Annotated in this window: 11 protein-coding genes; 6 read left to right on the top strand and 5 right to left on the bottom strand. The window is 46.7% G+C overall.

Annotation, left to right across the window (positions count from 1 at the left end; translation table 11 throughout):
- Nucleotides 1-73: 73 nt before the first annotated feature.
- A complete protein-coding gene (locus G3M70_13305; protein ID QPJ62801.1) occupies nucleotides 74-1,489 on the top strand; it encodes a motility associated factor glycosyltransferase family protein in 1,416 nt (471 codons plus the stop codon).
- Between the two features lie 29 nt (nucleotides 1,490-1,518).
- Nucleotides 1,519-2,085 carry a tetratricopeptide repeat protein gene (locus tag G3M70_13300; protein QPJ62800.1) on the top strand — a complete coding sequence of 189 codons (567 nt, stop codon included), beginning with the start codon at nucleotides 1,519-1,521 and terminating at the stop codon, nucleotides 2,083-2,085.
- Between the two features lie 30 nt (nucleotides 2,086-2,115).
- On the opposite strand, the gene rnd is transcribed toward G3M70_13300, so the two are convergent.
- Together rnd and G3M70_13290 are read right to left on the bottom strand one after the other, a co-directional pair.
- Entirely contained in the window at nucleotides 2,116-3,297 is a 1,182-nt protein-coding gene (gene rnd / locus G3M70_13295) for a ribonuclease D (GenBank protein QPJ62799.1), read from the bottom strand.
- A gap of 172 nt (nucleotides 3,298-3,469) precedes the next feature.
- The gene (locus tag G3M70_13290) at nucleotides 3,470-3,679 is read right to left on the bottom strand and encodes a hypothetical protein (protein QPJ62798.1); all 210 of its coding nucleotides are present in this window, start codon (nucleotides 3,677-3,679) and stop codon (nucleotides 3,470-3,472) included.
- Between the two features lie 335 nt (nucleotides 3,680-4,014).
- Here G3M70_13290 and tsaB point away from each other — a divergent pair, with 335 nt between their 5' ends.
- On the top strand, nucleotides 4,015-4,704 hold the full coding sequence (gene tsaB, locus G3M70_13285) for a tRNA (adenosine(37)-N6)-threonylcarbamoyltransferase complex dimerization subunit type 1 TsaB (GenBank protein ID QPJ62797.1): 690 nt from the start codon (nucleotides 4,015-4,017) through the stop codon (nucleotides 4,702-4,704).
- Between the two features lie 125 nt (nucleotides 4,705-4,829).
- Complete coding sequence (locus G3M70_13280) at nucleotides 4,830-5,057, top strand: DUF465 domain-containing protein (protein ID QPJ62796.1); 228 nt, start codon at nucleotides 4,830-4,832, stop codon at nucleotides 5,055-5,057.
- A 45-nt stretch (nucleotides 5,058-5,102) separates the two neighbouring features.
- Here the strand turns inward: G3M70_13280 and G3M70_13275 are convergent, their stop codons facing one another.
- The 3 genes from G3M70_13275 to G3M70_13265 form a co-directional block, all read right to left on the bottom strand.
- Nucleotides 5,103-6,410 carry an NAD(P)/FAD-dependent oxidoreductase gene (locus tag G3M70_13275; protein ID QPJ62795.1) on the bottom strand — a complete coding sequence of 436 codons (1,308 nt, stop codon included), beginning with the start codon at nucleotides 6,408-6,410 and terminating at the stop codon, nucleotides 5,103-5,105.
- A gap of 25 nt (nucleotides 6,411-6,435) precedes the next feature.
- Complete coding sequence (locus G3M70_13270) at nucleotides 6,436-7,152, bottom strand: methyltransferase domain-containing protein (protein QPJ62794.1); 717 nt, start codon at nucleotides 7,150-7,152, stop codon at nucleotides 6,436-6,438.
- An 88-nt stretch (nucleotides 7,153-7,240) separates the two neighbouring features.
- The gene (locus tag G3M70_13265; protein ID QPJ62793.1) at nucleotides 7,241-9,757 is read right to left on the bottom strand and encodes a DUF1749 domain-containing protein; all 2,517 of its coding nucleotides are present in this window, start codon (nucleotides 9,755-9,757) and stop codon (nucleotides 7,241-7,243) included.
- Nucleotides 9,758-10,259: 502 nt separating this feature from the next.
- On the opposite strand from G3M70_13265, the gene G3M70_13260 reads away from it, so the two are divergent.
- Together G3M70_13260 and G3M70_13255 are read left to right on the top strand one after the other, a co-directional pair.
- Nucleotides 10,260-11,681 (top strand): MBOAT family protein, encoded by a 1,422-nt coding sequence (locus tag G3M70_13260; protein QPJ62792.1) that lies wholly within the window; start codon nucleotides 10,260-10,262, stop codon nucleotides 11,679-11,681.
- Nucleotides 11,656-12,744, top strand: a complete 1,089-nt coding sequence (locus G3M70_13255; protein QPJ62791.1) for a hypothetical protein — start codon at nucleotides 11,656-11,658, stop codon at nucleotides 12,742-12,744. Before G3M70_13260 ends, G3M70_13255 begins: the two co-directional genes overlap by 26 nt.
- Nucleotides 12,745-13,726 lie beyond the last annotated feature (982 nt).

Below are 13,726 nucleotides of genomic sequence, written 5' to 3'. Positions count from 1 at the left end.
TAAGTCCGATTTCAAGTTTACCTCAGCTTGATGGTATGATGGGACGTTGTCCCGCCAGAAATTAATTCGCCGCATGAATTCAACTTTCCTGAAAAATATCGAAGCTTTTAAAGCAGAAATACCTGCCCTTTCCAGACTGTCTGGATCGACGTCAAAGTCTGTTGAATTATTTCCCAGTCGATCAGGACCCACAACTGGACGTTTTAAAGATATTTTACTCCACAGCTCCTATGACCCTACAAAAGAAGCTGCAGGGTTCGCTTCAAAAATAACATCAGGTAGCCGAATTGGACTTTATGGTTTCGGGTTGGGATATCACATTAAAGCGCTCCTGAACAAAATTGGCCCGGAAGGTGAGCTCATCGTCATCGAACTCAACCCGGATGTTCTCACAGCGGCCTTCAGCTTAAACGACATGGCCTATCTTGCAAAAGATCCGAGGTTTCAACTGGTCTACTCAGACACTGAAACTGAAGCTGCAGATAAAATATCAGAAGCCATGGGCAGATTATGCCCTGAAGACGGACAGCCACCAATCTTATTGTTTCATCCCTCTTCCTACGAGTGTCTGCCCAAAAAATTTCCGAATATCTTAAGAGCTCTTGAGGTCCTGCGTCTTGAACGTAAAGTCCCTGCCCTATTTGGGAACCTGGAACAACAAAACGCTGAAATTAACTGGGGAATCGTGACTCAAAGCCCGGGAATTAGAATGTTGCAGAATAAATTTCCATCTAAGCCTGCCATATTGGTTTCTGCGGGCCCATCCCTGGACGGGATGATGCATTTCCTGCCTGCACTCACTGATTTTTGTATTACGGGTTGTGTGGACACGGCCTTCCCACTTCTCGAGTCGGCAAGTATTCAAGCCGATTATGTTTTTTCTGTGGATCCACAAAATGAAAGTTTTTTCCATTTCGAAAACCATCTTGCAAGCCAGACCTCGCTTGTTTTTCAACCAACATCGCACCCAAGAATAATTCGCCATTTTCAGGGAAATAAATTTGTGGTCTTTAAAGACGGCCATAAAATCACTCTCGACCATGCGTCGTTGGCCGCAGAAAAAGGAATGAGCAAAGCGGGAGGTTCTGTTTCCTGCCTGGCATTGGATTGCCTGATCCAGATGGGTTGTGACCCCATTCTTTTAGTGGGACAGGATTGTGCCTTCCCTGGTGGACGTGTCTACGGTCGGAAAGCGGAAAATCAGCTGGAAGAGGCAACAAACCTCACGCGCGAGATTGCGGCTGGTGGATTACAAAATACACGTTCCAGGAGGTATGAAAAAATCAAGGTCCCCGGGTGTCATGGACAAAACCTTTTCACCAGCCCTGCCCTGTTCAGTTATCTCAGAACGATTGAACAAATAGCGGAAACGCACCCGGAAATTCGCATCCTCAACCTTTCCTCACAAGGGGCCCATATTGAACGCGCGCCCTATATTGGCTCTCTCAAAGAATTGATGAACCTGTTTCCGGATTGCGGTATTCTTTAGAGAATGGAATCTTTGGGAAATATCTTTCAATGAGCAACGACTTTTCAAAAAAACCAACGCTGGCTTTAGCACTGATGACTATGGCTGCCCTTATCGCCGCATTTGTGGACGGGCCCGGACTTCATGAAAATAATACCTCCGCAACCAGTCACAAACATGAGGAGGGGTCCCATGCAGACCACCAGGATCCGGAAGCTCAACGGCGAATGGCCATTTTCCATTACAATAAAGGCAACCAGTTTTTGCGGTCAAATCAGTGGGACAAGGCGGTACACCAATACGAAATGGCCCTTGGCCATGAATCCCGGCTTCTTCCTGTTTATGTGAATATGAGCACAGCACTCATGAGACAGAAACGATTTCCCCAGGCGAGGCAGATACTGGATCGGTTAGAAAAACAGGCCCCTGAAATGCCTGAGCTTCATTACAACCTGGCTTGTTATTTTTCACTGACGGGAGATGTAGAAAAAGGATTGGAAGCTTTGGCAGAAGCTGTCCGCAAGGGATATAGCGATATGCAAGGGTTGGAAACTGACCCGGACTTGAAAGCCTTACGTGATCATCCAGGCTATTCAACAATCCCAAAACGATTATAAAAAACGTTTTTTAAAAATCAAAATGTCAACTCAGGACGAAGAAGGTTCGCTTCCTCCATAAACCAGGACTACGCGCCCCTGATCATTTATCGAAAGACCTGCTTTCCCTGTCAACATGTCATGCAGCTCTGCTCCAATCAAAGTGTGCCTCCAACCTGACAGTAGAGAGTGGCCTTCCAGGTTTTCTTTTAGCTCGTGACGTTTGACAAAATCGTGTATCTGTTTTCTGTCAGCCAAAACATGAGGCTCAATTTTCAAATCTTCTGACCTGACCTGAACATAGGCGATCAATAGTTCTTCGACCCCTCTTCGAGTGGAGTAACTGTTCGATTCTGGAATTTTCGGAATATTTTCCTCCGGCATTTCCAGTCCACGCTCAATAGCTTTCAATATTTTTTTCCCGCTGTTCTTGATTTCCTTTCCATGAATCCCCCGGATCATTTCAAGGGCTTTAATATCGCCGGGCGTTTTCCGGGCCATTTCCAGAAGCGGCTCATCACGGATAATAAATTTGGCGAGGCAATCCCGACGCATGGCCTCTTCTTCTCTCCAGGCTGCAAGCTCACAAAGGACAGCCAGGTTACGAGGTTTTAAGGTCCGGAAATTTTTTATCCTCATAAACTGACGGGAAGGTTCTGCAGGAGTAAAATTTTTGGGATCTGTCAACGGTAGAAACTCTTCCTCCAGCCAATCCAAACGACCCATTTTTTCCAGCGACTTCACAAGGTATTCATAGACAGGAACCAGGTAACGCACATCATCGATGGCATAATCAATCTGGCTTTTGCTCAAAGGACGTCGGCACCAGTCGGAATAGGTTTCCGTTTTATGGATCGTTTTTCCCGTTACGCGTTTGACAACTTTGGCAAAAGAGATTTGTCCTCCCCAACCTAGAAGAGAAGCTGCAATCTGGGTGTCAAAAATTGGATTGACTGCTTCTCCCATAAGGTTATAAAGGATTTCCAGATCCTGTTTGCCCGCATGAAACACTTTTAAAGTTTCAGGGTTTGCAATCAGGTTAAGCAAGGGTGTCAAATCCTTTATCGATATCGGATCTATTGCTGCGTAATGGCCTTCGGCCCCAACCTGCACCAGTCCCAGTCTGTGGTAATAGGTTTTTTCCCTGACAAACTCGGTGTCAATAGCCATCATTTCTGGCTGACCCAACTTTTCACAAAACTCGGCCAGTTGCTCCGGAGTGGTGATATACATAAAATCCCTTAAAAAATTAATGGCACTGGAAGGAAAGCCCCCCAGAGAAAACCATTGGCGTTAAACAAGCCTGTTATTCTACAATAAATAGAGGATTAAAATGGCACACTTCGCAAAACAATAAAAAAAGCCGGCCCCCATTCGGGAACCGGCTTATAAAATATAGCTTCGACTATTCATAAACTTCATTTAATACTTCAACCTTTCCACTAGAAACCTCAGGTTTCCATTCTGGTTCTGACTCCACTTCCTCGTAATTTTGCTTTCCTGAGAACTCTTGTGGCTGAGTATGCTTGTCCCAAAACTTCTTACTCAGTTTTTTAGATGAGATTACTTTTTTGATATCACCTGTTTTGTCTAAAACCCTGACTTCATAGAACATGCGGCCTCCTCATCCCCAATATGGATGGTTGGGATCCAAGTTTTATTAAAAAACAGTTCGCATCCTGTACAGCCAGTAATTTCAAACTCTTAGAGTTTAATTACCATTTCACGCACAGTAAAAATAATCCCGAACCATAAATTTGTCAAGAAAATAAGTTCAATAAATTCAATAGTTAAAAGGACCCCATCCGAAGAATTCCTACAAGAGTAACAGGCGTTTGACATTTTCCAGCCTATACCCTATTTTTAGTAAAGGAAAATTCAACACTTCTCTCTATAGGGCGCCGATGACTTTGTCCCTGAGATTCCCCGAATACAGCATGGAGCTGCGACATGAAGTTATTGTCGATTGACAGTTCCACACCGTTGCTTAGTGTCGCTCTTCTAGACAAACAACACATTTTATCCGAACAAGCCAGAGACCATTCCCCACCTGCACACAACCCACTATTATCATTGGTGGATCAGGTTCTATCCGACGCAGGCATTCCCTTGAAAGAAGTTTCCGGCTATATTTTTACCAATGGTCCGGGGTCCTTTACAGGATTAAGAGTGGGGCTGAGCCTGATCAAGGGGTTTGTTCTGGCAACTGAAAAACCCGTTTTAGGTGTATCGTCTTTAAAAGCCTGGGCAAGCCTGTCGGGGAACAATTCAGAAAGGGTCTGTTCTTTACTGGACGCGCGGAAAGGAGAGGTGTATTATGCCCTCTTTCAAAAATCAGGGGACGATCTGACACCCCTTGGAGATGAAGAAGTACTCAGCCCGACCGAAGTTTTAAACCGTATCGACCAGCCTGTAGAGTTTGTTGGCCCCGGGTCTGATCGGTACAAGGACTTTTTTACCGAGCATCTTAAAAACCGGTTTCAAAAGTCAGCTCCGCCAGGTTCCCCAACCGTGGCGGGGGCAGCAGGAAAAATCGGACTTAAAAACTTTGAAAAAAACTCCAGCTTCAACTTAAATCAATTGAACCTCCGTTACCTCAGAAAACCAGAGGCGGAAATTAACTTTAAAGGAAACCCATAGCATCCTGGGCGGTTCTGCGTAGCCACGGGGTTGCTTTAAAAAACCAAATTACCGGGCGCAAAAAAACCTAAACGAACTCCCGGAGACTGAACCTGCATAAATGCTTTTATCTGGAGGAAAATGGAATGGAAATTGAGCTTGGACTACTTGAAAAAATCAAGGGTGAAAATCTAGAGTTCAAAGAACTCTATGAAGAACACACAAAACTTAAAAACCGGGTGGAAGAATTAAATGGCATGAAGTTTTTGTCCCCCGAGCAGGAAGTTGAAAAGAAAACCATTCAAAAACAAAAATTGAAAACTAAAGATCGTTTGGGTGAAATTCTGGAACAATATCAAAGCAACCTGCATTGAGGCTAATTCCCAAATACAACTTAAGAAAATAAATATTTTTTCCGATTACAAAGAGGTATTTGTCAACGCCGGAGACTTTTCCATCTCCGGCGTTTTGTTTTTCCCATTGGGTCGAATATTTTTACCGGAATTACCTCCACCAAGAAAACCCGATACCAGCTTCATAGCAAATACAGGGGAAACCACTTTCCCCGGAGACAAATAATCTCCAATCACCCCCACCAGTGCATCTGCTAGGTCAGGACGCCTGTCCAATAGCGACACGGTACTTTTGCAAAGATACCGGCTGGCAATCAGATGTTGCAGCAATCGACATAATAAAAACTTTTTACCGAATTCGCTTTCACGTCGGGCCTCATATTCAGCCAGCACTGTCCTGGAAAAATTTTTGGTGGCAAAAGCATTCTGGGCGCAATCCACCGCCAACCGGGCAGACCTCAACGCAAGGTAAATGCCCTCACCGGTAAAAGGATCAATAAATCCCATCGCATCTCCCACCAGCATCAAACCGCCAACCGGTACGGAATCAATCTGAAATGCCAGAGAATCTATGGCTCTTACCTTTTCAAGAGGCCGGGCATTTTCCAGAAAGGATCGCCTTCGTGGATTCGACATTATGATTTCTCTATAGGCGGTATCTAACCCCCTTCCCTTAATAGCCTGATGATCCACCACCAGCACAACGTTTGCTCCACCCCCCGTTGTCGGGGACATGCCCGTGTATCCCGGTCGACTGATATGCATATAACAAAATTGTCCGGCAAAGGTCGCCCCTTCCCAATGGGCGGCCAAAGCAATTTTTTTACCTCCCTTTTCATTTTTTCGAAGGCCAAACTTTCGCAGGGAAACGGCGTTCCTTCCACCAGCATCGATCACGAGCGGTGCTTTGATCTCGAAGTCAGACTTGTCCGGGTCTCGCACATTAACACCAACAGCATGCGCGTCATCAATAATCAGGTCATACACCTGGTGCCCTTCCCTCACCTCTACCCCGACGGCCTTCGCCCGATCAATCAATAACTGATCCAGTTGCAACCGCTCAAACGACAAACTGGTGACCGGCCCCGTAATTCCTGGGCGTTCCGGATAAGGACAAACCACTTCCTTCCCACCGTAGGCGGAGACCGCCACGCCGCCCAGTCTCAATGGAGAATGCGATTCTATTTCCTCCAACACTCCAAGCTCGGACAAAAGGTCGTCTGCGGCGGGACTGATAAATTCGCCGCAAACTTTGTCGCGGGGAAACCTGGCTCGATCGAGAAGAACCACTCGCTTCCCCGACTGAGCCAGAAATATTGCCGAGGCGCATCCAGCAGGCCCACCACCAATGACAATGACATCAGGTGAATTCATATTTTCAGCTTAACAGGAGAACAGTTCAGTCGCCGGTCTTGTTTTCAACTAAAGCCAGCCGGTATGGAAAATGTCGGTGAACCTTGTGGTGCTTTAAACCAGCTTCACGCGCCATAGCCTCCATTTCGTCCGGAGTGAATGCGTTATACACCGATACCGGGGCATCGTAACGGGTCAGGCGATTTTTTGTCAGCAATCGGGTCAATATCCAGATGGCGGCATGGGCGACACGACTACGATGCAGATCGTTGATGATGAATCCCATCCGACTGAGCCTGGAAAACTCACTCATCATTTTTATCGCATGCTGGCGCTCAAAATGGTGCAAAGACAAATTGTTGATGACTACATCAAAACTGTTGTCCTTAAATGGGAGGTTGAGCACGTCGCCCTGAACAAAGCTGATCTCAGGATATCCTCTTGTCTCTTCTCTGGAAAAACGCAACATTTTTCGGTTGATATCAAGAGCGGTGATTTGGACGGGCCAGTTTTTCTGGCGTGCCAGCTTGATAACCGCGCGAGGTTGATCCGCTGATCCCGTCGCGGCGTCCAGGATGGAAAGCGGTGCACCCTTTGCTGCTTTGAAAAATTTTTCGATATGATGGAGGAGAACGCGATAACCGCTCAGATATTCATTGACCGTCTGGACATCTTTTAAACTGTCTTTTACTTCTTCAAACGGAGCTTGATCAAGATCAAGCAGCTCTTCACGGAATTTTCTTGGTGGGGTAAGGATAGACATATAGTTCCAGCATTATTTTCAGAATACACACAGGAAAATTTTGTCAAGCGGGCTTTCTTAAGAAAACCCGCTCGAATAAAAATTCCAACTATGGTTTTCCACTGTGGTAAGACCAGCCAGACCCCAGACCGAGGTTGAGTACGGGAGTATAGGCTGTGATAGTTGTCCCATCCTGTACAGCAGTCATCAGGTCGCCGGTTGACGTGTCAAAGATCAGAAAATCCGCCTTGTTACTGACGTCGTAGTTGCCAACATTGACAAGATCCCATTGAGATAACAGTCCGCCCGGAACATAAAAACTCTGGAATACGAGACCATCCATTACCAGCACACCGAGCGCCCCGGTACTATGGAGGATCAATACATCCGTCTTACCGTCACCGTTGAAATCACCCGTGTCTTTCACTGACCATCCGGTTGCCGGTGCAAAGGTGAATATGGATGTAGGGCCGGTAGCTGTCGAACCATCCATTTCGATCACAGCAGATTCACCCGTGACCGTGTTGGTGATGAGTAGATCCGTTTTATTGTCGGAATTAAAGTGTCCTGTATTTTCAAGTGTCCAGTTACCTGCGACATCAATGACAGTTGCCTCTTCAAAGGAGGAGAAAATACCACCAGTAAGATAAACCAGGCCGGTGAACCCGCTGGGAGGATGGTAGACAATGATCTCGACTTCACCATCGCCATCAAAATCACCGACGCCGCGTGGTTCAACACCAATCACAGGATCGATGGTGAACACCACCGTATCGCTTAAGACGGTGGCACCATCCAATAAAACGGTACGGTATTCACCGGTGGTTGTGTTGTAGAGCAGCAGGTCCGCTTTCTTGTCCCCATTGAAATCTCCAGTCGCATTAACCGTCCAGCCCGCGACTGGGTCCGCCTGGGTGAGGAACCCGAACTCCTGAAACACTGAATCTTTTACCAGAACAGAAATCAGCAATCCGCTTGAATGAACCGCAAGAACATCGGACTGGGTATCGCCATCAAAATCAGAATGCCCCAATGGATACGGTACCAGCACCGTGAAGCCTGCAGGCGGTAGGTCCTGCACCATCATATCTTCGGCAAGCACCACTTCGACTCCTCCTACCTCTGCTACCAGAGTAAAGATATCAGTAGGAGAAGATCCACTTGCTGGAGTCAGCAGCACGGTGAAAACCCCAGGGTCCGCGAAAGGTACGATCACCGTATCCATCTCAATAGCACCTTCATCGGATACTTCCATCAAATCCGCTCCGGGGATTTCAATCAACTCTGAAGAGGCACCCGCTTCCCTCACCCTCTCACCCGTTGGAGACGTCACCTGTAGCGTTACAGGATCATTGCCTTGATACTTCATGGAAAAAACAGCGCATCTCGATTGATCCATCCCGCACATCACAGCGCTGAAGTGATTCCCCTGACCGGAATGAAGGTGGTCCGTCAAAATGGTTTTAATATTCTCCGGTGGGTTATCAACCAGCCGTAGATCCTGACTGGTCCGCGCTACCACCCCATCGCCCAGATCGGTCGGGTGGCAATTCGGACTGCGCTCTCTTTTACTTCCCAGTATGGACACATAACCTTCATCCAGAGTGGGAAGAGTTTGCTGAGACAGGTTGGTTAAAAACTGATTGTCGATATCTTCCCCAAACAGGTTTTTACCCTGGTAAACAATTTCGTTGGCAGGGGAACACGCGTAAAACGTGTCACGGATACCATGGTTACTGGGTCCTCCAAAGAAACTGAGATCCGCTCCCCGGTGCGGAGATCCGTAAGCAATGGATTTGGTGACATTGGTTGCGGCCTGCGGATGATTGGCAAGATAGTACCTTGCCACCTGTCCACCGTTACTATGCCCCATCACCATGATGGGTGAGACCCCCTGGCTTTTTAAATAATCTATGGCGACTTCCAACTCTTCCGCCTGATGGATCAACCCCTGGGAATCCGGATAGGTTGCCGTATCATCGCCAAAATCCATCGTGAAAAAATCACCATTAGCGTTAAAGTTTTCCGGAACCAGATTGAAATTGTCGCCAACAATTTTCAGATTACCGCCGCGGGTCCAGCCCAACTGCTGTTCCAGAAACTGGGTCGTATCACCAAACGTGCCGCCAGAGCTGCCCGTGAAACCATGGAGAAACAAAATGGGAGTTGCGGGAGGATCCGCCGATATCACATGGGGAACGGCGGTCACGACTTCACTCGAATCGCTCAATTGCCCGTTGGTCACGGCCCGAACCGACAATGAATATTTTTTTGAATTTTGTAACGGAGTCACACCATCCGGCAGGAATTGAATGGCAAGGGAAGCTTCCTGCTTGTCTCCACCCAAATCACGGATCGTTTCTGGAGTAAACTCATAAAAACCTTTTGGAGAGATGGTTCCTGTATCCTGATCCACCTCTGCAATATCAATTCTGTATTGATCAACAGTTATATCAAGATGATCCCACGACAGATGAATTTCCTGATTGCTGACTACCGCCCTGATATTTGACGGAGTTTCATTACTGGTATTGTCGGATTCGACGCCAAAAGAAACCGAAGGCAGGACAAGGAAAACAAGTAGGACAATATTGAAAGCAAGTTTGAAAACGCGTGGGCAGGACATGATGTCTCCAGATTGAACTTGTAAATTAAGGAAGCCTCTGACTAACGTCCCTACTATACAAAACTCGTGGAGAAGATCAAAACTTCAAGCGAAGGCTAAATCGGAGAATGGTTTCGAAAAAAATAATGTACCCGAACGACAATTCCGCGCCACGATATACGCTTGCGTCAGCCTACGAACACCCCTCCCGAAAACCATTCAATTTAGCCCACTTAAACGAACTAAGGTTTCCCGTTATGGTAAGACCAGCCAGAGCCAATATCCCGTTTGAGTACGGAGGTGATAGCAGTGATAGCCGCACTTCGACAAGCTCAGTGTGACACATTAAATTAGGGCAATGTCTTTATAAGCCCTTCTTCGCTAAGGATAAACTCCTCGAATAATCTCACCTTTACTTCAGGTCTTTGAGTTATTTAAAGGTCTCCTTTCTAACCGTCAACATAATATGTAGAATGAAGAGGTTGTTAATTTCTGCCTATCACACCCCAACCTTACCTCCAATATGCTGTTTAACTCCCTGACATTCGTCGTTTTCTTCGTCATCGTGCTGGCGTTGCATTATTCCGTATCGTCTTGGAGAATTCAGAAGACCATCCTGCTCCTGGCAAGTTATCTTTTCTATGCGGCGTGGAATCCTCCGTTCGTCATTCTCCTCTGGATCTCTACACTGGTCGACTGGTACGTCGCCAAGGGACTTGAAACGGAAGAGGTCAAAGCCAAGCGTCGCCTCCTGCTTTCAATAAGCCTTGCGGTCAATCTCGGGTTACTGGGGTTTTTCAAATACGGCACCTTCCTGCTGGAAAACTTTATCGAAGCCATGAATATGATGGGCATTCCGTTTGAAGCGGCGGCACCCAACATCATTTTGCCGGTTGGGATATCGTTTTACACGTTCCAGACCCTGTCTTACACGCTGGATGTGTACTTCCGCAAAACACCGCACTGCCATTCGTTCCTCGACTTCGCGTTGTACGTCACCTTTTTCCCGCAACTGGTGGCGGGGCCCATCGTCCGTGCTACCGATTTTCTTCCGCAGTGCCTCAAACCGCGCCGTGCCACGCGCGATCAATTCGGCTGGGGCCTTTACTTCATTACACTCGGTTTGTTCCAGAAGGTGGTGCTCGCGGATGGGATGCTGTCTTCTGCTACCGACAAGGTATTCAGCCACAGTGGCAGCATCTTTGTACTCGATGCCTGGCTTGGACTGCTGGCTTTTTCGGCTCAAATTTTTTGTGACTTCGCCGGTTATTCCACTTGTGCCATCGGGGTAGCGCTTTGTCTCGGATTCATCCTGCCGGATAACTTTCGTTCTCCCTACGCGGCTATCGGGTTTTCAGATTTCTGGCGACGCTGGCACATCACGCTCTCAACCTGGCTGCGTGACTATCTCTACATCCCGCTGGGCGGCAACCGGCACGGCACTTCGCGTACCCTGTTTAATCTGATGTTCACCATGTTCCTCGGCGGACTCTGGCACGGTGCATCGTGGACATTTGTTGCCTGGGGTGTGTTGCATGGGGGTTACCTGGTGGTCGAGCACCTCCTGCGCCAATGGTACAAGGACATCGCATGGGTCAAAACTGTTGCTGGCCGCTTCTTTCTGGGAATACTCACCTTCATCCTGGTGAGTCTGGCCTGGGTATTTTTCCGGGCGGGCGATTTCAAAACCGCCTGCATGATGTTCGGTTCTTTATTTAATTTTTCCGGCGGTGGCGCACTGCTGCTGCCCACGCTGGACATGATTCAAGTTTCCGTCGTAGTCGGTGGCCTGCTCGCGTCGCATTGGTTTCTGCATGAAAAGAAACTGGAACACGCAATACAAAATATGCCGTCCTGGTGGATCGTGACAGTCTGGACCGCCATGTTGTTTGGTTTAATCCTGATGCAGGGAGGGGCAAATGCCTTCATCTACTTCCAGTTTTAAAACCTATAAACTTGAACGCATTGTCCCCCAAAAGCACTGGGTGCTATTGGCAATGGTGACCGTTGGCTTGACTTCCATGCTGGTGTTGGGATGGGAAATGATGGTCTGGACTAAAGGCTATCGTCCAACCCTGAACGATACAGAAGATTTATGGGCCAGTCGCCGAGCCTTAGTAGACAAGGACCCTGGACGCACAGTACTCATTGGTTCTTCGCGCATGCTGTTTGATTTCGATATGGATGTTTATGAAAAAGAATTTGGGGAGCGCCCCTTACAACTTTCTACTGTTGGCACCAACCCGGGCCCTTATCTCGAAGACCTCGCGAATCACTCTGAATACCATGGAACAGTGATCGTCGGGGTCGTCCCCAGTTTATTTTTCGCACCCGGGGGTCCTCCGGTTAAAAGCCCGAACAATCATCTCAGACGGTACCGGGAATGGAGTCCGACCCAGCGCGCGGGACATCAACTGGCGATGATTCTTGAAAACCGATTCGCGTTTTTGAATCAGGACGATCTGACGTTGAACAAGTTGTTACTAGAACTGAAAATTCCAAATCGCGAAGGCATTAAAACGCCACCGGAATTACCGCCGTATTTTCATGAGATCAACGAAGAACGACAGGCCGGAATGACACAGCTCGCCGCGACTGATCAAAGCCTGCAGCATCGGATTCAGCAGATATGGCTCCCTCTGTTCACCCCTCCTCCAAAAGAAAAGGGCGTAAGCCACGAAGAGCATATGGAGAATGTAAAAAAGAATACCGATAAAATCCTGGAAGACACCAGGTCCCGGGTTGAAAAAATCAGAACAAAAGGCGGCCGGGTAATTTTTGTACGATTGCCCTCAACCGGAGAATTGAGGACTATCGAAAATAAATACACACCACGAGAGGATTACTGGGATCGGTTGCTTGAAAAAACAGGCGCACCGGGAATTCATTTCGAAGATTACGAAGAACTTTCGGGATTCGATTGCCCTGAGTGGTCACACCTCAGCCGAAAGGACGCGACGGAATTTACAAAACGATTTACAAAACTCCTGAAACAAAACATATTTTAGAATCAGTTAGAATCAGACTGCGGAAAAAAGAGTGGCCTTATCCATTCTCACCCAATAAATTAATTCGAAACCCCTGCCAATAATCGAGCACTACCCATCAACAAATCTAATGGTCCTGTTGTAGACAGAAAAATTCTATATATAGAGGATATTGAAACGAACGTAGAATTGGTAAAAAATATTTTAAAGAAAAGACCTCATTTGAAACTTTACAATTTTCCCAATCCCATTGCGGGGATTGAAAATGCAAATTTAATTCAACCCGATTTGATATAAATGGATATCCATTTACCCAAAATGGATGGCCTTTCCGCTTTTGAAAAAAACACAAACCGTAGAATCAATCAATAGTATTCCAGTAATCGCGTTGTCTGCCGACGCTATGGATGCTGATATAAAAAGAGCCCTGAATTTGGGATTTCAATCCTATATAACCAAACCCATCAACGTCCCAAAATTCTTAAAAATTATTGATTAAATTTTAGTCTGATTTATTTTCCTCTCCTACATGCAAGCACTCCTAATCTTTCCTAGCCCCCCCATTTCAATCCATATCTTTGTGTACCCAGACAAATATTCTTTTTAAAATCCTCAATCCAGGAACAATCACCAACCCCATTGCCTATTTAACTAAAGGGATTAACCATTAACCTCTTTTCTTTGGTTAAAAAACACAGAATACCGTCAAGCACCCCTCCCCTAAGTAATTGTAAAGTTTGCTAAACCGTGAGACACTTTAATCCAAATCCTTTCATTAATAATAAATTGACATCACACGCCCGAAATTTTTCAATCGTGATCAATTTTCAGGGGAATCTTTGTCATCAAATCTCGCCTTCATCTGAGTTTATTTCCGATTGTCTTTGAACAAGCTTTTCATAGGAGGTCACCTTTTTCCGGGTCCCATATAGACGATCTGGAAGTTTCTGAAAAAGGCAGCCCAGGGATACCTTTCAACCTTCATCGTGGATTATTTCGTTCG

The sequence above is a fragment of the Candidatus Nitronauta litoralis genome (genome assembly GCA_015698285.1).
Taxonomy (GTDB): Bacteria; Nitrospinota; Nitrospinia; order Nitrospinales; family Nitrospinaceae; genus Nitronauta; species Nitronauta litoralis.
The sequence above is the reverse complement of the archived record's forward strand: the minus strand, read 5'-3'. Positions and strand labels throughout refer to the sequence as shown.

Bases quoted from the DNA above. Each gene is read 5' to 3' on its own strand.
- G3M70_13305 (QPJ62801.1), top strand. From the start codon at position 74: ATGAATTCAACTTTCCTGAAAAATATCGAAGCTTTTAAAGCAGAAATA.
- G3M70_13300 (QPJ62800.1), top strand. From the start codon at position 1,519: ATGAGCAACGACTTTTCAAAAAAACCAACGCTGGCTTTAGCACTGATG.
- rnd (QPJ62799.1), bottom strand. From the start codon at position 3,297: ATGTATATCACCACTCCGGAGCAACTGGCCGAGTTTTGTGAAAAGTTG.
- G3M70_13290 (QPJ62798.1), bottom strand. From the start codon at position 3,679: ATGTTCTATGAAGTCAGGGTTTTAGACAAAACAGGTGATATCAAAAAA.
- tsaB (QPJ62797.1), top strand. From the start codon at position 4,015: ATGAAGTTATTGTCGATTGACAGTTCCACACCGTTGCTTAGTGTCGCT.
- G3M70_13280 (QPJ62796.1), top strand. From the start codon at position 4,830: ATGGAAATTGAGCTTGGACTACTTGAAAAAATCAAGGGTGAAAATCTA.
- G3M70_13275 (QPJ62795.1), bottom strand. From the start codon at position 6,410: ATGAATTCACCTGATGTCATTGTCATTGGTGGTGGGCCTGCTGGATGC.
- G3M70_13270 (QPJ62794.1), bottom strand. From the start codon at position 7,152: ATGTCTATCCTTACCCCACCAAGAAAATTCCGTGAAGAGCTGCTTGAT.
- G3M70_13265 (QPJ62793.1), bottom strand. From the start codon at position 9,757: ATGTCCTGCCCACGCGTTTTCAAACTTGCTTTCAATATTGTCCTACTT.
- G3M70_13260 (QPJ62792.1), top strand. From the start codon at position 10,260: ATGCTGTTTAACTCCCTGACATTCGTCGTTTTCTTCGTCATCGTGCTG.
- G3M70_13255 (QPJ62791.1), top strand. From the start codon at position 11,656: ATGCCTTCATCTACTTCCAGTTTTAAAACCTATAAACTTGAACGCATT.